Source organism: Kocuria marina (assembly GCA_014652975.1).
GTDB classification, from domain to species: domain Bacteria; phylum Actinomycetota; class Actinomycetes; order Actinomycetales; family Micrococcaceae; genus Kocuria; species Kocuria marina.
Genome location: BMZV01000002.1, coordinates 532083 through 554340 on the forward strand (window position 1 = coordinate 532083; position 22258 = coordinate 554340).

The 22258-nt window shown below is 69.1% G+C and carries 20 protein-coding genes and 2 tRNA genes; 5 read left to right on the plus strand and 17 right to left on the minus strand.

The features are described 5' to 3' along the window. The 7 genes from IE157_RS07535 to IE157_RS07565 all read right to left on the minus strand — a co-directional run bounded on the left by IE157_RS07535 (position 1) and on the right by IE157_RS07565 (position 6588). The gene (locus tag IE157_RS07535; protein ID WP_193519599.1) at positions 1 to 1032 is read right to left on the minus strand and encodes a siderophore-interacting protein; all 1032 of its coding nucleotides are present in this window, start codon (positions 1030 to 1032) and stop codon (positions 1 to 3) included. Next, positions 1029 to 1901 carry an ABC transporter ATP-binding protein gene (locus tag IE157_RS07540; protein WP_179861286.1) on the minus strand — a complete coding sequence of 291 codons (873 nt, stop codon included), beginning with the start codon at positions 1899 to 1901 and terminating at the stop codon, positions 1029 to 1031. The genes IE157_RS07535 and IE157_RS07540 overlap by 4 nt, the downstream gene beginning before the upstream one ends. 5 nt (positions 1902 to 1906) lie before the next feature. Further along, positions 1907 to 2977, minus strand: coding sequence for a FecCD family ABC transporter permease (locus IE157_RS07545; RefSeq protein ID WP_286738352.1), 1071 nt, complete (start codon positions 2975 to 2977; stop codon positions 1907 to 1909). Beyond that, positions 2974 to 3978, minus strand: coding sequence for a FecCD family ABC transporter permease (locus tag IE157_RS07550; RefSeq protein WP_318281383.1), 1005 nt, complete (start codon positions 3976 to 3978; stop codon positions 2974 to 2976). Before IE157_RS07550 ends, IE157_RS07545 begins: the two co-directional genes overlap by 4 nt. Before the next feature lie 81 nt (positions 3979 to 4059). After that, positions 4060 to 5124 (minus strand): ABC transporter substrate-binding protein, encoded by a 1065-nt coding sequence (locus IE157_RS07555; RefSeq protein WP_193519602.1) that lies wholly within the window; start codon positions 5122 to 5124, stop codon positions 4060 to 4062. 231 nt (positions 5125 to 5355) lie between these two features. Continuing rightward, positions 5356 to 6156 carry an SDR family oxidoreductase gene (locus IE157_RS07560; RefSeq protein WP_193519604.1) on the minus strand — a complete coding sequence of 267 codons (801 nt, stop codon included), beginning with the start codon at positions 6154 to 6156 and terminating at the stop codon, positions 5356 to 5358. Positions 6157 to 6219: 63 nt separating this feature from the next. After that, entirely contained in the window at positions 6220 to 6588 is a 369-nt protein-coding gene (locus tag IE157_RS07565) for a DUF488 domain-containing protein (protein ID WP_064846141.1), read from the minus strand. A 50-nt stretch (positions 6589 to 6638) separates the two neighbouring features. On the opposite strand from IE157_RS07565, the gene valS reads away from it, so the two are divergent. Further along, positions 6639 to 9290 carry a valine--tRNA ligase gene (valS, locus tag IE157_RS07570; RefSeq protein ID WP_193519605.1) on the plus strand — a complete coding sequence of 884 codons (2652 nt, stop codon included), beginning with the start codon at positions 6639 to 6641 and terminating at the stop codon, positions 9288 to 9290. A 222-nt stretch (positions 9291 to 9512) separates the two neighbouring features. Here valS and IE157_RS07575 read toward each other — a convergent pair whose 3' ends face one another. From IE157_RS07575 to IE157_RS07600, 6 genes are all read right to left on the minus strand, one after another. Further along, positions 9513 to 10115, minus strand: a complete 603-nt coding sequence (locus IE157_RS07575; RefSeq protein WP_098055016.1) for a mycothiol-dependent nitroreductase Rv2466c family protein — start codon at positions 10113 to 10115, stop codon at positions 9513 to 9515. Between the two features lie 32 nt (positions 10116 to 10147). Continuing rightward, the gene (gene clpX, locus IE157_RS07580; RefSeq protein ID WP_193519607.1) at positions 10148 to 11443 is read right to left on the minus strand and encodes an ATP-dependent Clp protease ATP-binding subunit ClpX; all 1296 of its coding nucleotides are present in this window, start codon (positions 11441 to 11443) and stop codon (positions 10148 to 10150) included. Between the two features lie 165 nt (positions 11444 to 11608). Next, a complete protein-coding gene (locus IE157_RS07585) occupies positions 11609 to 12271 on the minus strand; it encodes an ATP-dependent Clp protease proteolytic subunit (protein WP_035962208.1) in 663 nt (220 codons plus the stop codon). Positions 12272 to 12319: 48 nt separating this feature from the next. After that, positions 12320 to 12922 (minus strand): ATP-dependent Clp protease proteolytic subunit, encoded by a 603-nt coding sequence (locus tag IE157_RS07590; RefSeq protein WP_035962642.1) that lies wholly within the window; start codon positions 12920 to 12922, stop codon positions 12320 to 12322. Positions 12923 to 13221: 299 nt separating this feature from the next. Further along, complete coding sequence (gene tig / locus IE157_RS07595) at positions 13222 to 14625, minus strand: trigger factor (protein ID WP_035962210.1); 1404 nt, start codon at positions 14623 to 14625, stop codon at positions 13222 to 13224. 104 nt (positions 14626 to 14729) lie between these two features. Next, positions 14730 to 14802: transfer RNA gene (locus IE157_RS07600), tRNA-Pro, on the minus strand. Between the two features lie 186 nt (positions 14803 to 14988). Here IE157_RS07600 and IE157_RS07605 point away from each other — a divergent pair. After that, positions 14989 to 15059: transfer RNA gene (locus IE157_RS07605), tRNA-Gly, on the plus strand. A 147-nt stretch (positions 15060 to 15206) separates the two neighbouring features. Here the strand turns inward: IE157_RS07605 and IE157_RS07610 are convergent. Then, a complete protein-coding gene (locus IE157_RS07610) occupies positions 15207 to 16130 on the minus strand; it encodes an Fpg/Nei family DNA glycosylase (RefSeq protein ID WP_064847272.1) in 924 nt (307 codons plus the stop codon). Between the two features lie 15 nt (positions 16131 to 16145). After that, complete coding sequence (locus IE157_RS07615; RefSeq protein ID WP_085107757.1) at positions 16146 to 16658, minus strand: ribose-5-phosphate isomerase; 513 nt, start codon at positions 16656 to 16658, stop codon at positions 16146 to 16148. 296 nt (positions 16659 to 16954) lie between these two features. Here IE157_RS07615 and pepN point away from each other — a divergent pair, with 296 nt between their 5' ends. Beyond that, the gene (gene pepN, locus IE157_RS07620) at positions 16955 to 19543 is read left to right on the plus strand and encodes an aminopeptidase N (RefSeq protein ID WP_193519609.1); all 2589 of its coding nucleotides are present in this window, start codon (positions 16955 to 16957) and stop codon (positions 19541 to 19543) included. 146 nt (positions 19544 to 19689) lie between these two features. Next, entirely contained in the window at positions 19690 to 20082 is a 393-nt protein-coding gene (locus IE157_RS07625) for a globin (protein ID WP_035962646.1), read from the plus strand. A gap of 61 nt (positions 20083 to 20143) precedes the next feature. Here the strand turns inward: IE157_RS07625 and IE157_RS07630 are convergent, their stop codons facing one another. Beyond that, positions 20144 to 20854, minus strand: a complete 711-nt coding sequence (locus IE157_RS07630; protein WP_085107751.1) for a hypothetical protein — start codon at positions 20852 to 20854, stop codon at positions 20144 to 20146. Beyond that, on the minus strand, positions 20851 to 21318 hold the full coding sequence (locus tag IE157_RS07635) for an acyl-CoA thioesterase (protein ID WP_193519611.1): 468 nt from the start codon (positions 21316 to 21318) through the stop codon (positions 20851 to 20853). Before IE157_RS07635 ends, IE157_RS07630 begins: the two co-directional genes overlap by 4 nt. A gap of 43 nt (positions 21319 to 21361) precedes the next feature. Between IE157_RS07635 and IE157_RS07640 the strand changes: the two genes are divergently transcribed. Next, positions 21362 to 22252: an acyl-CoA thioesterase gene (locus IE157_RS07640; RefSeq protein ID WP_064847267.1), complete on the plus strand. Its 891-nt coding sequence runs from the start codon at positions 21362 to 21364 to the stop codon at positions 22250 to 22252. The last annotated feature ends 6 nt before the right edge of the window (positions 22253 to 22258 follow it).

The window sequence follows — 22258 nt, forward strand, 5'->3', positions numbered from 1 at the left end:
TCACTCCGTGGCCGCTCCCTGTTTCCAGTAGCCCATGAACGAGATGTCCGTCTTGGGCACTCCCCCGCTCACGCACATCCGGCGCAGCGACTTGACCGTGGCGGATTCCGCCGCGAAGAACCAGTAGGTACCGCGGCCCTCCGGGCGGGCGACGTCCCATACGAAGTCCGCCTCCTCCGACGGGGCGGCCTCGGGCTCGCCGTGACCGACCTCCCAGTAGCGGCGGGCGCGCTCGGACAACCGGTGCCACAGCCATAGCTCCAGGTCTAGTCCGCGCGGGCGTCCCCGCCGGGGCAGCCACGTCCAGTGCAGTTCGGTGCCGCCGCGCAGCGTCACGGTCAGGGTGTGCCCGTCGGACGACGTCGCCCGGGCGAGGGCGCGCGGGCCGACCGCGGCCACGGCGTCGTCCTCGGAAGGGACCTCCACCGCGATCGTCACGCTGCGGGGCGGGGCGGAAGGGGCAGGCGCACCCACGTGCACCCCCCGCTCGATGCCGTCGATGATCGCGGCGAGCGCGGGCAGGGCAGTCTCGTCCCCAGCGAGCACGACGTCCTGGTCCGCCGCACGCCGTTCGTCCCACGCGGCCCACCAGGGGGACCCGCCCGAGGGCACGAGCAGCTGCACGTCCTGACCCTCGCGCACGGTGTCACCCCACGCGGCCCCGGGGCCCATCCCATGCTCGGGGTCGTCGTGGAGCACCACGTCGATGGCCAGCTCCGGGACCGTGTGCCCGGCCAGCTCCACCTCGGCCGCATCGCGCACCGTGTACGTGCGCAGCCAACCCCGGCGTTCGGGCGGGGCGGCCATGAACTCGCGTCGCCAACGGGTCATGTCGCTCACGTCCACCGCCACGGTGGCCCCGGGGGTGGGTGGGATCAGTACCTTGAGGTAGGCGTCCGTGCGGGGGCCCGGTCCCTGGTCACCCCACGGCATGATCCGCAATTCCTGCCCCGCCACACGTACGCGCACGAGGTGTTTGCTGAGCTTCGTGCGTCCCGTGACGGTGGCCGTCACACATGCGAGTTCCGTCATGGCAGTACCTCCTCGGGTGATCTTGGAGTGTTCGCCGGTCCCGTCCACGGGATCACGAGCCGGGCGTCCGTGGGGGCGTCGTGGAGCACCCGCGCGGACATGTCGAAGACGTCGCTGACCACCTCATCGGTCATGACCTGCTCGGCCGAACCGGTCGCGGCGACCGCCCCGTCCTTGAGTGCCACGAGCACGTCCGCGTACCGCGCCGCGAGCGAGAGTTCATGCAGCACCATGACCAGGGTGATCCCTCGGGAGCGCTGCAGTGCCGTGAGGATGTCCAGGATCTCGGCCTGGCGCGCGATGTCCAGATACGTCGTGGGTTCGTCGAGCAACAACACGTCCGTGTGCTGCGCGAGCGCGAGGGCGATCCACACGCGTTGACGTTGACCGCCGGACAAGTCCCCCACGTGGCGTTCGAGCAGCTCCCCCAACCCGGTGAGTTCGACCGCTTCCGCCACGGCGTCGTCGTCCTGGGCACGCCACCGTCCGAAGGCGCCACGGTACGGGTGCCGTCCGCGCGCCACGAGCTCCTGCACGGTCACGCCCTCGGGTGCCACGGGGTCCTGTGGGAGGAAACCCACGGTGCGCGCGAACCGGGTGCGGTGCCACCGACTCACGTCCGCCCCGCCCACGAGGATCTCTCCGGCGGACGGGGTGAGCTGGCGCGCGCACGCCTTGAGCAGCGTGGACTTCCCGCAACCATTGGCCCCCACGAGAGCGGTCACGGCCCCCGCGGGGAACGTCACGTTCACGTCCCGCAGCACCGGCGTCTCGCCGTAGCCCACGGTCAGCCCACGCACCGCGAGCTCGGACGACGACGCCGCGTCCTCGCCTTGCTCGGTCCCCCCGGCCCGGTTCGGATCGGTCATGGACGTCATGCTTCCGCCTTTCCTCGCCCGATCAACAACCACAGCAGCACGGGCGCGCCGGCCGCCGCGGTGACCACACCCACGGGCAGGGCCAGCCCGGGGATCGTCTCCGCGGCCACGTAGTCTGAGACCACCATGAGCACCGCGCCCACGAGCGCGGCGTGCCGGGCGTGACCCGCACCGCCACCCAGCCCCCTCGCAATGGGTGCGGCCATGAACGACACGAACGCCACGGGCCCCACGGCGGAGGCCGCCACGGCCACGAGCACCACGGCGAGCCCGAGGGCCGCGAGCCGCGTGGCCCGCACGTGCACCCCGAGCCCGGCGGCCAGGGGATCCCCCGCGCCGAGCGTGTCCACCGCGGGCGCCAAAACCGCGCACACGGGCAGCAGGATCGCGAGGCAGATCCCCACCTGCGCGATGTCCACCCACCGGGCAGCGTTGAGTGAACCCGTGAGCCACTGCATCGCGTCCTGGGCCGCATAGATGTCCGCGCGGGTCAGCACCGCGTTGATCGCCGCGGCGGTCAGTGCTCCCGCCGCGACGCCGGTCAGCACGAGTTTGCCGATGTTGGCCCTCGTGCCCCCGGCGGCCAGGACCACCGCGACCATGAGGCCGAAACCACCCGCGAGGGAACTGAGTGTCACCGCGGCGCCAGAGAGCCCGCCCAGCGTGATGGCCGCGACCGCGCCGAGCCCGGCCCCGGAGGAGACACCCATGATGTCCGGGGAGGCCAGGGGGTTGCGCAGCACGCGCTGGAACAGGTGACCGGCGATCCCGAAGGCGATCCCCGTGAGGATCCCGAGCACCGTGCGCGGCAGGGTGATGTCCCACACGATGTACGCGGCGGGGCCGGAGTAGTCGTGGGTGAGCACGGCGACCAGGTCGGGCACGGCCACGACATACTTGCCCAGTGCGATCCGCGCGAAGGAGGCGAGGACCAGGACAAGCACGAGCAGCGCCGTGACCCGGCGGGTGCGGCGTCGGGAGCGGGAGCGTCCCGCGCGCACGGTGGCCACGGTCGCGGGGGCGGGCAGCGACGTCGTCCTGGGAAAAGGGGAAACGGCGGGACTCACGCGGCCACCACTCCCCTGCGTCGGATCACGACCACGAGCGCGGGGGCGCCGATCACCACGAGCGCGATCCCCACCTGGATCTCCCGGTCCGGGACGAGCACGCGCGCCACGACGTCCGCGAGCAGGACGATGAACGGGCCCGCGAGCAGGCACGCCGGGACGATCCTGCGGTAGGAGATGCCCACCAGCGAACGCACCGCGTGGGGTACGAGCAGTCCGCAGAACACTAGCGGGCCCACGAGTGCGGTGGAGGTGCCCGAGAGCAGCACCACGGCCAGGCCCGCGAGGCCGCGCACGAGCGCCGGGTTCACCCCAAGTCCGCGACCCAGAGCTTCGCCCAGGGTCAGGGTGTCCAGGGAACGGGCCAGCGTCCACCCGAGCAGCAGGGCCACGAGAATCACGGGGCTCGCGAGCACCAGGAACGTACCGTCCGGCCGGGTCAGTTCACCGACCTGCCAGCGCCGGAAAGTGTCGAACGTGGCCTGGTTGCTCAACAGCACCGCGCTCGTCAGCGCCGTGAGACCCGCGGAGACCGCCGCCCCCGTGAGGGCCAGGGTCACCGGACGCGCCCCGCCCCGGGCCGCGGAGGCCAGCGCGTACACGGCGGCCACGGCCACGGCGGAGCCCAGCGCCGCGAGCCACAACTGGTGCGTGACGCCGGTCAGACCCAGGAACGCGCCGCCGGCCACGACCGCGAACGCGGCCCCGGCCGTCAGCCCCAGGATGCCCGGATCGCCCAGGGGGTTGCGCGTGGCACCCTGTAGCAGCGCCCCGGCCACGGCGAGCGCGGCCCCGGTGAGCAGGCCCGCCCCGGTGCGCCACACGCGGGACTCGACCACGGCGCCGTCGAGCGCGGGAACCCCGGGGACGGCCCCCGGGTCACCCGAGAACACGTGCGGGACCACGTGCCACGTGACACCCAGCCCGATGGGCCGGGACCCGTACGAGATCGAGAGGAACACGGCCACGAGCAGCAGTGCCGCCATGGCGAGCCAGGACATACCCCGACCCCGCGTGCGCCCGCGCGGGGCGGACGGCGCGGCGCCGGGACGGGCGAACGTGGAACTGCCGGGCACGAAGGGTCAGGCCCCCAGCGTGGTCTTGATCGCCGGGATGTGGGCGTCGAGCGCGTGGGGCATGGACAGCGGAGAGGACGAGTACCCGGAGAGCACGTCCTGCTTGTCCGTGAGGAACATCCCCCGCCCGCTCGCGATCGCGGGGATGGTCTTGAGGATCGGATCCGTGCGGAACTTCTCGGCCTGGGCGTCGTCCTCCGCGGCCGCCACGAACAGGTCGCTCGTGAGCTCGTCGGCACGTTCGCGGGGCCATTCGCGCCAGAACTGATCCTCCGTGATGTTGTCCTTGACCGCGTCCGCGAGATTCATGCCCAGCTCGGTGAAGAAGCGGGGGCGTCCGTCCGCGGGGCCGTAGAACCCCAGGCTCTGGGAGACGTCACCGTAGATGAAGGTCTTGCCCTTGGCCGCGCCGAGTTCGTCGGAGCGCCGGGAGACGAGTTCTTCGGTGCGGCTCACGAGTTCGTCACCGGCCGCGGAACGGCCCAGGGCCTTGGCCGTGACACGCTGCATGTCTTGCCACGAGTTGACCCACGGGCCCGTGGGGTACGCGACCACCGGGGCGATCTTCGTGAGGCGGTCGTACTCCTCCCGGGTGACCCCGGAGTTCACCGCGACGATCAGGTCCGGGCTCAGCTCGGCGATGTCCGTGAAGTTCACACCGTCCGACTCGTCCATGGCCTTGGGCGTCTGCCCGCCCAGTTCTGAGACCTTGGCGTCGAACCAGTCGGTGGACCCGTTCGCGTTGCCGCCCCAGGCCACCTTGGTCATGCCCACCGGCACCACGCCGAGCGCGGCCACGAAGTCCTGCGTGTTGCTCGCGCCCACGCACACGACCCGCTGCGGCGCGGCCTCGACCTTCGTGGTGCCCAGGGCGTGTGTCACCTCCACGGGGAACGTGTCCGTGGGGCTCGACGACGCCGTGGCACCGGGGGTCTGCGCCTGCCCGTCCCCGTCCCGCGCGCCCGTGGAACACGCCGCGAGCCCCATGAGGGAGGCCACGGCCAGACCGGAGCCCAGCAGGGTGCGACGATTGAACTGCCGGGACGCGTTCCCGGACCGGTGAGGGGACATGGACACTCCTGGGTCACTGAATTTGATAAGGCAAGCCTAACCTAATTCATGCTCCCGTTCGGCCGCAACCGCTCCGTGCGCGCTCTCGCCGGTGCGGCCGGACCAAGCAGAGCCAGGGCATTCCGCTGACCGGTCATGGGGCGCCGGGCGGATGGGAAGGACCGGCCCACCAGGTGCAACCGGCCGCCGGTGCTCCGAGGCACCGGCGGCCGGTCACCGCAATGTACGCTGTCAGTTGTTCGTGCGGATCATCTTGTGCGGCGCAGCCTGGGCCACGGGCTTGACCGTGATCGTGTCCAGGTCCACATGATGCGGCAGTTCCACGGCGAAGGCGCAGACCTCGGCCACGTCCTGGCCCGAGAGCGGTTTCTCCACGCCCGCGTAGATCTTGTCCGCGGCCGCCTGGTCACCACCCAGGCGCATGAGCGAGAACTCGGGAGTGTGCACCAGACCGGGCGCCACCTCCACCACGCGCACGTTGTGCTCAGCCTCCTCGAGGCGCAGCGCCTCGGTCATGGCGCGTTCGGCGTACTTGGCGGCGTTGTAGCCCGCTCCGCCCTCGTAGACGCGCTGGGCGGCGATCGAGGTCAGGTTCAGCACCGTGCCCTCACCGTTGGCCCGCAACGTGGGCAGGAACGCGCGGACCACCCGCAGGGTGCCCATCACGTTGACGTCGTACATCCACTGCCAGTCCTCGTCCTTGGCGTCGGCCACCGTGTCCGTGCCGCGTGCTCCGCCGGAGATGTTGAGGATCGCGTCCACGGTGCCCTGCTCGCCGAGCACCCGATCGCGCAGCGCATCCACCTGCGCCTGGTCGGTGATGTCGGTGGGCGCGGCACTCGCGCCGGTCTCCCGGGCCAATTCCTCGAGACGCTCCGCGCGACGGGCGACGGCGTACACCGTCCACCCGCTCTCGCGCAGGCGGCGCACCGTGGCCTCGCCGATGCCCGTGGAGGCACCGGTGACCACGGCCACCTTGCCGTTGCCGAGCGGCTTGGGATCCTTGTAGGTGGGATGTGTGTTCTGAGTCATACCTCCACCGTAGCGCGCGGAATTATGACTTAGAACAATCCGGATCGGCTCGATTAGGACGTTTCAGAAACCACTGCGGTGATCGCGCAACCAGCCCAGGAGCACAACGGCGTTGTTGTGCTCCTCGTCCTTCGCGTCATAAAGCAGGGTCGCGGAGTCTACGTCCCGCAGCACGCTCCTGAGCTGCGCGACCTCCCCGGAGGCATCCTCGTCGAGTTCCTCGCGGTAGCGCTGCGCGAAGCGGTCGAACTTCTCGGGGTCGTGACCGAACCACTTGCGCAACTCGTCGCTCGGGGCGACCCCCTTGAACCAGTGGTCCAGGGCTGCATGGTCCTTTCTGACCCCGCGCGGCCACAAGCGATCGACCAGGATCCGAGCGCCATCGTCTCGCGCGGCGTCTTCGCGAATGCGGTGGATGTGCAAACGTGCCATGCCCCCACGCTACGACGGTCCGTGCCCGCGTGCATGAGAGACTGGAGCACATGGCACAGAACCTCGAGGGTACAGACACGCCCGAAATCATCGACAGCGCTGCGTCCACCACCGCGGTGAACGTCCCCGACAAGCCGGCCATGGAGGGCCTGGAGGAGAAGTACTCCGCGCAGTGGCGCGAGAACGGTACGTACGCGTTCCGCGAGGACACCACGCGCGAGGACGTCTACTCGATCGACACTCCCCCGCCCACGGCCTCCGGCTCCCTGCACGTGGGACACATGTTCTCCTACACGCAGACGGACGTGATCGCCCGCTATCAGCGGATGTCCGGCAAGAACGTGTTCTACCCGCTGGGCTGGGACGACAACGGCCTGCCCACCGAGCGCCGTGTGCAGAACTACTACGGCGTGCGCTGCGAGCCCGGCAAGCCGTACATCGAGGGCTACCAGCCTCCGGAGAAGCCGGCCAAGAACCAGCGCGACTGGGACGTGGTGTCCCGCCAGAACTTCATCGAGCTGTGCGAGGAACTCGCGGTCGAGGACGAGAAGGTCTTCGAGCACCTGTTCTCCACCCTGGGTCTGTCCGTGGACTGGACCCGCACGTACCGCACGATCGACGCGCACTCGCGCAAGGTCTCCCAGCTCGCATTCCTCAAGGACTACGAGGCCGGTAACGCGTACATGGCCGAGGCCCCCACCATGTGGGACGTCACGTTCCGCACCGCCGTGGCCCAGGCCGAGCTCGAGGACCGCGAACGCGAAGGTGCCTACCACCGCGTGGCGTTCCACCGACCGGACGGCGAGAAGGTCTTCATCGAGACCACCCGCCCCGAGCTGCTGCCCGCGTGCGTGGCGCTGGTGGCCCACCCGGACGACGAGCGCTACCAGGCGCTGTTCGGCACCACCGTGCGTTCCCCGCTGTTCGACGTCGAGGTCGAGGTCAAGGCCCACCCGCTCGCCAAGCCGGACAAGGGCTCGGGTATCGCCATGATCTGTACGTTCGGTGACCTCACCGACGTCACGTGGTGGCGCGAGCTCGATCTGCCCACGCGCGCCCTGATCGGCCGCGACGGCCGCTTCGCCTCGGAGCAGCCCGCATGGATCGCCGACGGCGCCCCGGCCGAGAACTACGCGCAGCTCGCCGGCAAGACCGTGTTCTCCGCGCAGAAGACCGTGGTCGAACTGCTCGCCGCCTCCGGTGACATGGAAGGCGAGCCCAAGAAGATCACCCACCCCGTGAACTTCTACGAGAAGGGCGACAAGCCCCTCGAGGTGGTCACCTCCCGCCAGTGGTACATCCGCAACGGCGGTCGGGACGCCGAGCGCCGCGACGCCCTGATCGACCGGGGCCGTGAGATCTCGTGGCACCCCTCGTTCATGCGCGCGCGCTACGAGAACTGGATCGAGGGTCTCAACGGGGATTGGCTGATCTCCCGCCAGCGCTTCTTCGGCGTGCCGTTCCCGGTGTGGTACCCGCTGGACGAGTCCGGTGAACCGGCTTACGACCACCCCGTGCTCCCCGCCCAAGACCAGTTGCCCGTGGATCCCACCACGGACGTGGCCCCCGGCTACACCGAGGACCAGCGCGATCAGCCCGGTGGGTTCATGGCGGACCCGGACGTCCTGGACACCTGGGCAACCTCTTCCCTGACCCCGCAGATCGCAACCGGCTGGGCCGTGGACGAGACCTTGCACGCCAACACGTTCCCCATGGACCTGCGCCCGCAGGGTCACGACATCATCCGCACGTGGCTGTTCTCGACCGTGGTGCGCGCCGAGACGCTGGCGCAGACCGTGCCGTGGAAGCACACGGCACTGTCCGGGTGGATCCTGGACCCGGACCGCAAGAAGATGTCCAAGTCCAAGGGCAACGTGGTGATCCCCACTGAGGTGCTCGAGAAGTACGGCTCGGACGCGGTGCGCTACTGGGCGGCGTCGGCCCGCCTGGGCGCGGACACCGCCTACGACGAGGGCCAAATGAAGATCGGCCGTCGCCTGGCGATCAAACTGCTCAACGCATCCAAGTTCGTGCTGGCCCAGGGCGTGACCGAGGCCTCCGTGCTGGGCTCCGGGACGGACGGTTCCGTGGTGACCAACGGTCTGGACCGCTCCCTGCTGGCCCAGCTCGCGGACGTCGTGGAGCGCGCGAGCACCGCGTTCCAGGAGTACGAGTACGCGCGCGCCCTGCAGTTGATCGAGTCCTTCTTCTGGACCTTCACGGACGACTACGTGGAGCTTGTGAAGGACCGCGCCTACGGTTCCCGCGGGGAGGCCGCGCAGGCCTCGGTGCACGCGGCCCTCGCGACGACGCTCGACACCCTGCTGCGCTTGTTCGCCCCGTTCATCCCATTCGCCACGGAAGAGGTGTGGTCGTGGTGGCGCTCCGGTTCGGTGCACCGCGCGGCCTGGCCCGTGACCGACGGGTTCGCTGAGCCCGCTCGCGCGGGTGATCCCGAGGTGCTCACCGTGGTGGGCGAGGCGCTGTCCGGGCTGCGCAAGGCCAAGTCCGAGGCCAAGGTCAAGCAGCGCACCGCGGTCACCTCCGCGGTGATCTCGGGCCCGGCCGCTCAGCTCGAGCAGTTGCGCGCCGGGCTGGAGGACCTCCAGGCCGCCGGTAACGCCGCAGACCTCACGCTCACCGGCGCCGAGGGTGAGCTGGCCGTGAGTGACGTCCAGCTCGAGGAAGCGCCACAGGCCTGAGTCGACATGGAGGGGCCCCGTCCTGCGTCGTGCGGGATCGGGCCCCTCGGCACATCACGAACGCCGTCGCCCCCCCGCGGAGCCGTCCTTGCCCGGTCCGATGGGCGGCACCGGCACACCGGGCACTCCGCGCTGCACCCGGCGCATGAACGAACCCCGCCACGTGCGTGACGGGGTTCGTTCATGCCTGCAGCGGTCGGGCGCACGCGCCGCCGCGGGACGTCAGCTGAAGTCGGGGCCCTTCTCGCGCCCGCGCTTGAGCTCGTAAAAGCCGGGGTAGGACGCCAGCGCCAGGGCGCCGTCCCAGACCTTGCCGGCCTCCTCGCCCTTGGGCGCCGGGGTGAACACGGGACCGAAGAAGCCCACGCCGTTCACGGCGATGCACGGGGTGCCGATGTCCTGACCCGCCACGGCACGGGCCTCGTCCGTGGACGCCCGGATGGCGTCGTCGTACTCGGTGGAGTTCTTGGCCGCAGCGAGGTCTGCCGGCAGACCGACCTCTGCGAGGGACTCGGTGATGATCGCCTCGAGGTCCTGCATGCCACCGGGGTGACGACGGGAGCCCATGGCGTCGTAGAGCTTCTTGTAGTACTCGCCGCCGTGCTGCTCGGCCGCGGCCTGGATCACGCGCACGAGCCACATGGACTCGTCGTGGCCGTGGTGGTGGTTCTCGGGGTTGTCCTCGTTGAGGATGCCCAGCGAGATGATCTTCCAGTCCACCTCCACGTCCCGGATGCGCACGACCTCCTCCATCCAGCGGGAGGTCATCCAGGCCCACGGGCACAGGGGATCGAACCAGAAATCGACGTGTTGCTTCTCGGCCATGAGGTGTCCTTTCGGGCGTTCGGTTCTTTCGCTCAAGCTGACTTGTGGCGACGCCGCTCGGCGTCGATCATCTCGTGCGTGAAGATCTCGGGGTCGGCCAGTTTGGCCACGGCGTCCTCGGTGACGAGCACCGCGGCGACGTCGTCGCGGCCCGGCAGTTCGAACATGACCGGCATGAGGATGTCCTCGAGGATCGCGCGCAGACCGCGCGCGCCGGTGCCGCGTTCGATGGCCAGTTCCGCGATGGCCTCGAGTGCCTGCGGGTCGAAGGTGAGTTCCACACCGTCGAGCTGGAAGAGTTTGCGGTACTGCTTGACCAGCGCGTTCTTGGGTTCGGTGAGGATGCGTACCATGTCCGCGACGGACAGTTTGGACAGCGTGGCCACCACGGGCAGCCGCCCGATGAACTCGGGGATCAGTCCGAATTTGAGCAGGTCCTCGGGCTGGACCTGACCCGTGAGATCCACGTCCGCGGTGTCCCGGATGGGCGCACCGAAACCGATGCCCTTCTTGCCCGTGCGCTGCTGCACGATCTCCTCGAGACCCGCGAACGCTCCCGCCACGATGAACAACACGTTGGTGGTGTCCAGGTGCAGGAACTCCTGCTGCGGGTGCTTGCGGCCACCCTGGGGCGGCACGGAGGCCACCGTGCCCTCGAGGATCTTCAGGAGCGCTTGCTGGACCCCTTCGCCCGATACGTCCCGCGTGATCGAGGGGTTCTCAGATTTACGAGAAATCTTGTCGATTTCGTCAATGTAAATAATCCCCTGCTCCGCTTTCTTGATATCGAAATCAGCGGCTTGGATGAGCTTGAGAAGAATGTTCTCAACGTCTTCCCCCACGTATCCGGCTTCGGTCAGGGAGGTGGCGTCCGCGACCGCGAACGGCACGTCCAGCTTCTTGGCGAGGGACTGCGCGAGGTAGGTCTTCCCGGACCCCGTGGGTCCCACCAACAGGATGTTGGACTTGGCCACCTCGATGGCCTCCTCGTCCCCCTCGGAGCCCGCAATGGTGAGCGTGTGCCCGGAGACGCCCGCGCGGATGCGCTTGTAGTGGTTGTACACGGCCACGGCCAGCGCACGCTTGGCGGGCTCCTGGCCGATCACGTACTCCCGCAGGTGATCGTAGATCTGCTGCGGGCGGGGCAGCTCCGCCTGGTCCGTCTCCGTGACCTCGGTGAGCTCCTCCTCGATGATCTCGTTGCACAGCTCGATGCACTCGTCACAAATGTAGACCCGCGGGCCCGCGATGAGCTTACGCACCTGCTTCTGGCTTTTGCCGCAGAAGGAGCATTTGAGCAGGTCAACGCTCTCCCCGATGCGCGCCATGTATCAGCCTCACAGTTCGTCTTGACGGATGCTGGGTCCACTCTAAGCGAGCTTCTCACGGCCCGCCCAATCATGCCGAGGCGCGTGACGGCCACGCCGCATATCCGTGCACCGTGGCCGTCGGTCCCCTCGTCACCCCCGGAAGCTGCGCCTCCGGGTCGCCGCTCAGGCCTGCGTGACCGTGGAGGGCTTGTTGATCTTGCGGGAGTCCAGCACCTGGTCGATGATGCCGTACTCCTGGGCCTCCTTGGCCGTGAGGATCTTGTCGCGTTCGATGTCGCGGTTGATCTCCTCCGCAGCCCTGTTGGTGTGCAGCGCCATGGTCTCCTCCAGCCACGTGCGCATGCGCATGATCTCGTTGGCCTGGATCTCGATGTCCGAGGCCTGACCGCCGCCCTGGCCCTCCATGGCGGGCTGGTGGATCAGCACGCGCGCGTTGGGCAGCGCGAGGCGCTTACCGGGAGTACCGCCCGCGAGCAGCACGGACGCCGCGGAGGCCGCCTGACCCAGGCACACGGTCTGGATCTCGGGGCGGATGTACTGCATGGTGTCGTAGATGGCCGTCATGGCCGTGAACGAACCGCCCGGGGAGTTGATGTACATGGTGATGTCCCGGTCCGGGTCCTGGGACTCGAGCACGAGCAGCTGCGCCATGATGTCGTCCGCGGAGGTGTCATCCACCTGGACGCCCAGGAAGATGATCCGGTCCTCGAACAGCTTGGTGTACGGGTTCTGGCGGCGGTAGCCGTACGGCGTGCGTTCCTCGAAGTCCGGGATCACGTAGCGGCTGGTGGGCAACTGCGGTGCAGTGGCGTGAGGCAAGTTCATTGGTCCGTCCTGAAAGTCTATGGGTGGTTCTGGCAGCTCGCGCGCTGCTTACTGGGAGTCCTTCATGGTTCCGCCGCCACCGGTCACGTTGCCGGCAGACTGGGCGATCTGGTCGAAGAATCCGTACTCCAGGGCGCGCTGAGCGTCGAACCAGTTGTCACGGTCGTTGTCGCGCAGGATGGTCTCGAGCGTCTGACCGGTCTGCTCCGCGGTCAGTTCCGCGAGCCGCTGCTTCATGGACAGGATCAGCTCGGCCTGCACGCGGATGTCGGACGCGGTGCCGCCCATGCCGCCCGAGGGCTGGTGCATGAGGATGCGCGCGTTGGGGGTCGCATAGCGCTTGCCCTTGGTCCCGGAGGACAGCAGGAACTGGCCCATGGACGCGGCGAGGCCCGTGGCGACCGTGACGACGTCGTTGGGGATCAACTGCATGGTGTCGTAGATCGCCATGCCCGCCGTGACGGAACCGCCCGGGGAGTTGATGTAGAGGTAGATGTCCGCCTCGGGGTCCTCGGCGGAGAGCAACAGCATCTGCGAGCAGATGAGGTTGGCGTTGGTGTCCCGCACCTCGGAACCCAACCAAATGATGCGTTCCTTGAGCAGTCGGTTGTAGACGTAGTCGTCCTGACCACCCGGCGCCATGTCCTCCATACGCGGAGTGGCCGGTGCGGCACCGTACGGCTGAATGGGAGTGGAGGTCATGAATGCCCTCTTTCTGCTGGACGGGTCCGGGTCGAACGAGCGCCGCCGAACCGAACCCATGAACACGTTCTGTCTCAGCAGCGTAGTGCGCCGTCTCCCCGTGCACGCCCGGTGTTCCGCGGTGTTCGCTTCTGGCGCATGGTGGCACGCGGACAGCGAAACGCCACGACGTCCCCTCGGTGGGGGGCTCGTCGTGGCGTTGCGCGGAGGCCGTTGGCACCCGGTTCACCCGGGTGCCAACGGGTGACTCACTTGGTCTCGGCGGCCTCGTCGGTGGCAGCTTCGTCCGCGGCGGTCTCCTCGGAGACGGCCGGAGCGGACTCGGCCTCGGCACCCTGGTCGGCGGCGTCGTCGTCCGCGGAGCCCACGAACTTGGACAGGTCCACGGCTTTGCCGTTGGAGTCGGTGACGGTGGCGTACTCGAGGACCTTGGCCAGGGCCTTGCGGCGGCGCACCTCACCGACCATCATCCCGGCCTGGCCGGAGCCGTCCAGCATCTGTGCGAACTGGTTGGGGTCCATGCCGTACTGCTGGGACATGTTAACGATGTAGTCGATCAGCTCGGACTGCTCCACGCCGACCTCTTCGGCCTCGGCCACGGCGTCCAGGATGATCTCGTTGCGGAACGCGGTCGCGGCGTTCTCACGGACCTCGGCACGGTGCTCCTCGGTGTCGTGACCGGGCTCGGCGGAGGCCTGGGCCTGCGGCGAGTCGAAGTGCTGGGTGACCTGCTCCTCGATGACGTTCTCGGGGACCGGGACCTCGATGAGCTCCACGAGCTTCTCGAGCACCTTGTCACGGGCCTCGATGCCCTGCTCGACGGCGACGGACTCGGCGGCCTGCTTCTTCAGGTCCTCCTTGAGCTCATCGACGGTGTCGAACTCGGAGGCCAGCTGGGCGAACTCGTCGTCCACCTCGGGCAGTTCGCGTTCCTTCACGGCCGTGACCTTGACCTTGACCGTGGCCTCGGCACCGGAGTGCTCGCCACCGGCCAGCGTGGTCTCGAACGTGGCGTCCTCACCCGCGGACAGGCCGGTCACGGCCTCGTCGATGCCCTCGAGCATGGTGCCGGAGCCCACCTCGTAGGACAGGTCGTTGGCGGCGTCCACTTCCTCGCCGTCCACGAGCGCCTGCAGGTCGAGGGTCACGTGGTCACCCTCGGCCGCGGGGCGATCCACGGTCTTGAGGGTGCCGAAGCGACCGCGCAGCTCGTCCAGGGCCTTCTGCTCGTCCTCGGCGGAGGCCTCACGGGCGTCCACCTCGATCTTCAGACCCTTGTAGTCGGGCAGCTCGATCTCGGGACGGATGGCCACGGAGATCTCCACCTGGCTGTCGGCCTCGCGGTCGTCACCCTCCGGCTTGGAAAGCACCTCGACCTGGGGCTGCGACAGCGGGGTCAGCTCGTGCTCGGCGAGGGCCTGCTGATAGAAGTCGTTGAGCCCCTCGTTCAGGGCGTTCTCCACCACGAAGTCGAAGCCCACACGCTGGTCGATGAGCTTGGAGGGCACCTTGCCCTTGCGGAAGCCGGGGATCTGGATCTGCTCGGCCAGTTCCTTGTAGGTCTTCTGGACGAACGGCTTCAGATCCGCGTAAGCGATGTCAATGGTGATCTTCGCCTCGGTGGGGTTGAGTTTCTCGACGGCGCTCTTCACTTCCGCTGTCACTCCTGGGGTCGATGGGTACTTGCTACAACGGACCGGGGTCGGTCCGGTCGGTCAACGAGCGCCGCAACGCGACGCGCTGCAACGCTCAGACGTCGGGGTGACAGGACTCGAACCTGCGATCTCCTGCTCCCAAAGCAGGCGCGCTAGCCACTGCGCTACACCCCGGGATCACGTGCCCGACACGCGCTCCGTTTCGTCTCCGCCCGTGGACGGAACGAGGTCGACGGCTCGCCCGCGGGCGAGCCGACATCACGACAGTCTATCGTGTCGCAGCCCCGCACCCGGCAACCGGGTGGTAGAACCCGGTGATTGGCACGGTTTCTGGGGCTCGTGTACTCTTTCAACGTCCCCGGGGATGTAGCTCAATGGTAGAGCCCCAGTCTTCCAAACTGGCTACGCGGGTTCGATTCCCGTCATCCCCTCAGCGATCCCCGAAACCCCGCCGTACCCGTGTGCGCCGCGGGGTTTCCTCGTTCCCGCGACCCTTCTCCCGACACCCTCCCCGGAAGACTCTCGCAGTACGACGCCGCGTCGAACCGGACCGGGCACACGGTGGGTGCGAGGCCGCATCACGCCTGGCAGCTCGGGCACCAGTAGAGCCCCCGCCCGTTGAGGTCGCGCTTGAGCACGGTGGTCCCGCACCGCAGGCACGGCTGCCCGTGGCGGTGGTAGACGTAGTTCGCATGCTCGGGCCATGCCTCGAGGTCCGGGATGTCGGGGCGGTCCGCCGGATCCGTGGTGATGATCCGGCCCACGCGCACCCCCACGGCCATGAGCGTCACGTTCTCCTCCCACAGCCCGAGCAGGTCCTCGCGGGTCAGCGAGGCTCCGGGCGTCATGGGGTTCACACCCCGGCGGAACAGGGACTCCGCCCGGAAGATGTTGCCGATCCCCGACACCACGTTCTGCTCCATGAGCAGCACGCCGATCGCCCGCTTGCTCTTGGCCGCGGCACGCAGGAACGATTCCGGATCGGCCTGCGGGTCCAGGGGGTCCGGTCCCAGCTTGGCCTCCGCGGCCCGCGCTTCCTCCGGTGTCTCCACCGTGCACAGGGCCGGCCCGCGTAGATCCGCCCACCCGTGCTCGCCGGCCAACCGGGCCCGCACGGCACCGACCGGGGGCTCGGGAACGACCCGTCCGGCGTCGTCGTACGCCACTGCCGATTCCTCCGCGGAGCCGGACTCGCGCTCCCCCACGCGGCGCGGGGCGCCAATAGAGGACGCCGCCGCGAACTGCTCGTCCCCCGCGAAACTCCACGCGCCGTAGATGCCGAGGTGCGAACGCATGACCACGACGTCGTCCGGATCACAGGGCGCCGCGAAGTCCAGGTAGAGGTGCTTGCCGTGGGCGCGGGCGCACGTCAGGACGCGCCCGTCCAGCACGGCGGCACCCGCGGCGAAGCGGCCCTGGGGACTCGAGACGCGCAACCGCTGGCCCACGAACAGGTCCCCGAGCTGACGCCCGAGGCGGTGGATTGAGTGGCCCTCGGGCACGTCCGACGCCCCCGCTCAGTCCTGCGTGTACGGGCGGACCGGGACCTCGGAGAGGTGGCCCACGATGTCCCCGGTGCGCTCGAACTCGGCGAGCTGCTCAATTCGGCGCACGTGCCGGGACTCCCCCGAGAACGGCTCGGCGAGGAAGATCCGCACGAGCTCCAGGGCCTCGTCGTTGCCGTGCTGGCGCCCGCCGATCGCGATCACCTGGGCGTCGTTGTGCTGCCGGGCCAACCGGGCGGTGTCCTCGTTCCACACGAGGGCCGCGCGGATCCCCCGGACCAGGTTGGCCGCCATCTGCTCGCCGTTACCGGAACCACCCAGCACGATGCCGAGCGAGTCCAGACCGTTCTCGCGGTCCTCGCGGACCCCCTGGGCAGCACTGATGCAGAACGCGGGGTAGTCGTCCGCGGCGTCGTAGACCGCGGGGCCGTGGTCGATCATCTCGTAACCGTCCTCGCTCAGCCGCTGCATGAGGAAGTGGGACAGCTCGAGGCCAGCGTGGTCGGTGGCAATGTGCACGCGCATGGGACGTCAGCAACTCCTGGACGGGGTGGTCGCGGGGCAACCGGCACGTCTGCTCCGCGACGGGAAAGGGTCGCCTCCACCTTAGCCGCCGATCCCACCGGCGCGGGCGCTCCCCCGGCTCGCGCCCGGGCAACGATCGGACCGGCGGAGGGGCCGTGCCGTCGCGGTATGGGTGCGAGGAAGAACGCGGGCCCGAGTCGGCGGCGTGGGGCCCGCGGCGGGACTTGCGACGGCTGCCATAATGGCAAGATGCCCCGCGCGGGCATCGAATTGTCGTCGAGGAGAGGAACGCCGCTGTGCCCGGAACGAACCTGACCCGAGCGGAGGCCGCCGAGCGCGCGCGGATCATCTCGGTCGAGTCCTACCACGTGGATCTGGACCTCACGGGGGACCCCGAGACCTTCCGGGCGCGCACCACGGTGACGTTCGATGCCGAAGCGGGAGCGCACACATTCATCGACGCGATCACCGCGTCCGTGGATTCCGTGACCCTCAACGGCACTTTCCTGGACCCCGCGAAGGTCAGCAACGGCGAGCGCATCGACCTGCCCGATCTCGCCGAGCACAACGAGCTCGTGGTGGACTCCCGGATGTACTACATGAACACGGGTGAGGGCCTGCACCGGTTCGTGGATCCCGTGGACGATCAGGTGTACCTCTACACCCAGTTCGAGGTCGCGGACACCCGCCGGATGTTCCCGGTCTTCGAACAGCCCGATCTCAAGGCCACGTTCCAGTTTGCGGTCACCGCACCCGCCGACTGGGACGTGGTGTCCAACCAGCCCACCCCGGAACCCTTCCCAGTGGCGGACGGCGTGGCCCGGTGGGAGTTCTCCCCCACCCCCGTGATCTCGTGCTACATCACCGCGTTGATCGCGGGCCCCTACGTCAAGACCACGGACAGCCTGGTCTCCTCGGACGGACGCACCATCGAGCTGGGCCTGTTCGCGCGCCGCTCCCTGTTCAAGTACGTGGACGCCGAGGAGATGTTCGAGGTCACCAAGCAGGGCTTCGAGTTCTTCGAGTCCCAGTTCGGGGTGTCCTACCCCTTCGAGAAGTACGACCAGCTCTTCGTGCCGCAGTTCAACGCCGGCGCCATGGAGAACGCGGGCGCGGTGACCTTCGTGGAGTCCTACGTCTTCCGCTCCAAGCCGGCGCAGGCCCGCGTGGAGCGCCGCGCGATCACCGTGCTGCACGAGCTCGCGCACATGTGGTTCGGGGACCTCGTGACCATGCGCTGGTGGAACGACCTGTGGCTCAACGAGTCCTTCGCCGAGTACATGTCCACGCTCGCGTGCGCGCAGAACACCCGGTACACCAACGCGTGGACCACGTTCGCGGCCGGGGAGAAGTCCTGGGGCTACGAACAGGACCAGCTGCCCACCACCCACCCCATCAAGGCCGAGATCCCGGACCTCGAGGCGGTGCTCGTGAACTTCGACGGCATCACCTACGCCAAGGGTGCCTCGGTGCTCAAGCAGCTCGTGGCCTGGGTGGGCCAGGAGGAGTTCATGGCGGGGCTCAACCGCTACTTCGGCAAGCACGCGTGGTCCAACACGGAGCTCTCGGACCTCATGGTCGAGCTCGAGGCGGCCAGCGGGCGCGACCTGACCGACTGGTCCGCGCGCTGGCTCGAGACCGCGGGCGTGAACACCCTGGTGCCGCAGGTCGAGGCCGATGACGATGGCGTCATCACGTCCTTCCGGATCGAGCAGCTGGGCCAGGACGGCCATCCCACCCTGCGGCCCCACCGCGTGGCCGTGGGCTTCTACGACCACCGTGAGGACACCGGACTGCTGAGCCGCACGTTCCGCGTGGAGCTGGACGTGGACGGCGAGTTCACCGACGTCCCGCAGCTCGTGGGTCGCGAACTCCCGGACCTGGTGCTGCTCAACGACGACGACCTCGCCTACGCCAAGATCCGCCTGGACGAGTGCTCCCTGGCCACGGCCACCACCCACCTCGGAGACTTCGAGGAGTCGTTGCCCCGCTCGCTCGTGTGGGCCGCGGCGTGGGACTCCGTGCACGACGGCGTGAGCCCGGCGCGCGACTACGTGGACCTCGTGCTCTCCAACGTGGGCCACGAGACCGACTCCACGGCCGTGCAGGTGCAGCTGCGCCAGCTGGATGTGGCCCTGGACCGCTACCTCGCCCCCGAGCACGCGGACGAGGTCCGGGCCCGGGCCGCGGACACCCTGTGGGATCTCACGGCCGCCGCGGAGGCGGGCTCCGACCACCAGTGGCAGTTCTTCCGGGCCTTCCTGCGCCGGGCGTGCACCGAGGCGCATTTCGATCGCATCGAGGGTTTCTTCGACGGGGGCGTCCCCGAGGGGATCGAACTGGACACGGACACCCGCTGGGCCGTGCTGATCGCGCTCGTCGCGGCCGGCCGCAAGGGCGCCGAGGACGTCGACCGTGCGCTGGCCGAGGACAACACCGAGACCGGTGCGATCGCCGCGGCCACCGCGCGCGCCGCGATCCCCACCCCGGAGGCCAAGGCCGAGGCGTGGCGGCTCGTCGTGACCGAGGGCGCGCTGCCCAACTCCCAACAGCAAGCGGCCATCGCCGGGTTCTTCCGCGTGCACGACGACGCCCTAGTCACCCCGTACTCCTCTCGCTACTTCGACGCCGTCACGGGTGTGTGGACCGAGCGCACGCACGAACTCGCGCAGCAGATCGCCGTGGGACTGTTCCCCCGCGCCGTCGGCCGGGACACGGTCGACGCCGCCCAGGCGTTCCTCGACCGGCTGGACCCAGCCCTGTCCGGGTTGAGGCGGATCGTGTTGGAACGCCAGGACGCCGCGCGCCGCGCAGTGCGCGCCCAGGCCGTGGACGCCGCGGCGGTGCAGGACACCACGGCCCACACCCCGGAGGCCGACCGATGAGTGGGACGCAGGACTCTTCCCAGCCACTCGACCCGCAGGCCGCTGCTCCGGCGGGGCGGCGCACCTTCACGCTGGGTGCGGTGGGTTCCCGGTCGGCCGCCGGCTCGGTGACTCAGCCCCCGCAACAGGTGGGGGACGCGCGGGGCGTGGCCGAAGCGGCGTCGTCGGACTCGTTCTACGCCCAGGTAGGCGGGCACGAGACGTTCGCCAAGCTCACCCGGGAGTTCTACGCGCGCGTGGCGCAGGACCCCGATTTCAAGGCGCTGTACCCCGAGGAGGACCTGGGACCCGCGGAGGAGCGGCTGCGGATGTTCCTGGAGCAGTACTGGGGCGGACCCACCACGTACTCCGAACAGCGCGGGCACCCCAGACTGCGGATGCGCCACGCCCCGTTCCCCGTGGACACGTGGGCGCGAGAGACGTGGTTGACGCACATGCGCGCGGCCATGGACACCCTGGAGCTGTCCCCGCTACACGACGGCATCATGTGGGACTACTTCGACCGCGCCGCCCACGCGATGGTCAACCGCCCCGGCTGAGGCGTTCTCCTCGCGTGCGGGGGCCCGGTCCCGGCACTGCCTTACCGGGCGGGGCCGGGTCTCAGCGGGAGACCTTGACGAGCACGTGACCCGCGCCCGTGCTCAGGCGCACCCACTGGCCCGAGGCCTCGGCCGCGACGTGCACGTCCGATTCGGACGCCGGGATGAACCCCAGGACGTCCAGGGCAAACGCGGCGCCGTCGGGGATCTCCGGGCCCTCCAGGGGACCCCAACCGGACCCGGCACCCCACACCCGCGCGCGGACCTTCTGGACCACGGCGGCGCCGGAGTTGGTGGGCACGGAATCGGACACGGTCCGGATACCGCGGTGCGCCACGTCGCGAACGCGGTGGGCGGGCACGGACCCCAGGGAGCGCCACCCCGTGCGGGGGGCCACGATCCCCGCCCAGGAGGCCGAGACCTCTTGCGGCGGGGCACTGATCCACACCGGGGCGTCGTCGTCGGACCCGCGAGCGCCCGTCTCGCGCGCGAGCCGGTCCGTGATGGCGGCCACGGCCACGGTGACGTCCAGCTCGCACGACTGCGCCAGTGACATCGTGCGCAGCCCCAGCACCACGGGTGCGGTGTCCAGGAGTCCGGCCGGGTGGATGACCGACACCCACGCCGCGAGCACCCGGTCCAAGCCCTGCAACCGGACGGCCGCCTGCGGATCCACCGAGCGGGCGCGGCTCAGGTACGTGGCCAGATCGGCGGCGTCCTGCCGGTCCTGCAGCAGGAAGCCGTCCGTGCGGGTATCACCAGGGTCGCTCATCGCTCGTCCGGCTCCTTGACCTCGTCCTCGAGCGTGGCCAGCAGTGCTTTCTGGTCATCCGTGAGCTTCATGCTCTTCCCCGTGTCCGGGTCCATGACCACGATGACCGACTCGCCCTCGGCGTAGACGTGCGAACCGTCCTCCTCCTCCAGGCTGTAGGAGATCGTGAACGACGAACCGCCCACGCGCGAGATCCACGTGCGCACGTACACCGGCTCCTGGCGGAAGAACAGCTGCTCCTTATAGTCCACGCTCTGGTGCACCACCACGGTGCGGTTCTTGCCCACCGATTCGCGGAAGGTCGTGTCCTCGGGGATGCCGTGCTGGGCGTCCGCCTTGATGGGGGACGCCGTGAGCCGCACACGGGCGTCCTCGAAGTAGCGCAGCATGGTCACGTTGTTGATGTGGCCGTACTGGTCCTGGTCGAAGAACCGCATCTGGACGGGAACGTTGAGGGAAGTCATGGCTCTATCAGATCACACCCGATGCCCGGTTTAGAGTGGTGCCATGACAGTCGACCCGTTGCAGGACCCCGTGGAAGCCCTCATCCAGATGCTCCAACTCGCGGACGGAGGAGGGGCCCGCACCACGGAAGACATTTTCGTGGGCAACACCATCACCTCGCCACGAGCGCGGGTGTACGGGGGGCAGGTCCTGGCGCAAGCGGCCATGGCGGCCATGCGCACCGTCAAGCCGGACCGGCACATCCACTCCCTGCACGCCTACTTCCTGCGTGGCGGTGACATCGAGGTCCCCATCACGTTCGGGGTGGAACGGGTCCGCGACGGTCGCTCGTTCTCCGCCCGGCGGATCCACGCCTATCAGCACGGGAAGACCATCCTGTCCGTGATCGCGTCCTTCCAGGATCCCGCCGAGGGGTTGGAGCACCAGGAGCCCATGCCCGAGAACGTGCCCGATCCGGAGTCGCTGCCCGCACTGCGCGAGACGCTCGGGGCACTGGACATCCCCGAGGCCCGCGCGACCGCGTTCGAGCGGCCCTTCGACATGCGCTACGTGACCGAGCCGTTGTTCCTGCCGTGGAAGGGTGCGCAGGATGCGTACAACGCGGTGTGGATCAAGGCGCTGGCCCCCTTGCCGGACGACCCGAACATCCACCGGGCGGCCCTGGCCTACGTCTCCGACTACACGATGATGGAGCCCATCCTGCGCCGCCACGGCAAGTCCTGGGTGGAACCGGGGATGAACGTGGCGTCCCTGGACCACGCGATGTGGTGGCACCGCTACGCTCGCGCGGACGAGTGGATCCTCTACACCCAGACCTCCCCCAGCGCATCCTCGTCCCGGGGTCTGGCCATCGGCAAGATGTTCACGCGGGACGGCACGATGATCGCCACCACGGTGCAGGAGGGCATGATGCGCCTGCCCGAGTTCCACTGAGCGGGG

What these genes read in the sequence shown, in the direction of transcription:
- IE157_RS07535 (WP_193519599.1), bottom strand. Translation starts at nt 1,032, where the DNA reads ATGACGGAACTCGCATGTGTGACGGCCACCGTCACGGGACGCACGAAG.
- IE157_RS07540 (WP_179861286.1), bottom strand. Translation starts at nt 1,901, where the DNA reads ATGACCGATCCGAACCGGGCCGGGGGGACCGAGCAAGGCGAGGACGCG.
- IE157_RS07550 (WP_318281383.1), bottom strand. Translation starts at nt 3,978, where the DNA reads ATGTCCTGGCTCGCCATGGCGGCACTGCTGCTCGTGGCCGTGTTCCTC.
- IE157_RS07555 (WP_193519602.1), bottom strand. Translation starts at nt 5,124, where the DNA reads ATGTCCCCTCACCGGTCCGGGAACGCGTCCCGGCAGTTCAATCGTCGC.
- IE157_RS07560 (WP_193519604.1), bottom strand. Translation starts at nt 6,156, where the DNA reads ATGACTCAGAACACACATCCCACCTACAAGGATCCCAAGCCGCTCGGC.
- IE157_RS07565 (WP_064846141.1), bottom strand. Translation starts at nt 6,588, where the DNA reads ATGGCACGTTTGCACATCCACCGCATTCGCGAAGACGCCGCGCGAGAC.
- valS (WP_193519605.1), top strand. Translation starts at nt 6,639, where the DNA reads ATGGCACAGAACCTCGAGGGTACAGACACGCCCGAAATCATCGACAGC.
- IE157_RS07575 (WP_098055016.1), bottom strand. Translation starts at nt 10,115, where the DNA reads ATGGCCGAGAAGCAACACGTCGATTTCTGGTTCGATCCCCTGTGCCCG.
- clpX (WP_193519607.1), bottom strand. Translation starts at nt 11,443, where the DNA reads ATGGCGCGCATCGGGGAGAGCGTTGACCTGCTCAAATGCTCCTTCTGC.
- IE157_RS07585 (WP_035962208.1), bottom strand. Translation starts at nt 12,271, where the DNA reads ATGAACTTGCCTCACGCCACTGCACCGCAGTTGCCCACCAGCCGCTAC.
- IE157_RS07590 (WP_035962642.1), bottom strand. Translation starts at nt 12,922, where the DNA reads ATGGAGGACATGGCGCCGGGTGGTCAGGACGACTACGTCTACAACCGA.
- IE157_RS07615 (WP_085107757.1), bottom strand. Translation starts at nt 16,658, where the DNA reads ATGCGCGTGCACATTGCCACCGACCACGCTGGCCTCGAGCTGTCCCAC.
- IE157_RS07630 (WP_085107751.1), bottom strand. Translation starts at nt 20,854, where the DNA reads ATGAGCGACCCTGGTGATACCCGCACGGACGGCTTCCTGCTGCAGGAC.
- IE157_RS07635 (WP_193519611.1), bottom strand. Translation starts at nt 21,318, where the DNA reads ATGACTTCCCTCAACGTTCCCGTCCAGATGCGGTTCTTCGACCAGGAC.
- IE157_RS07640 (WP_064847267.1), top strand. Translation starts at nt 21,362, where the DNA reads ATGACAGTCGACCCGTTGCAGGACCCCGTGGAAGCCCTCATCCAGATG.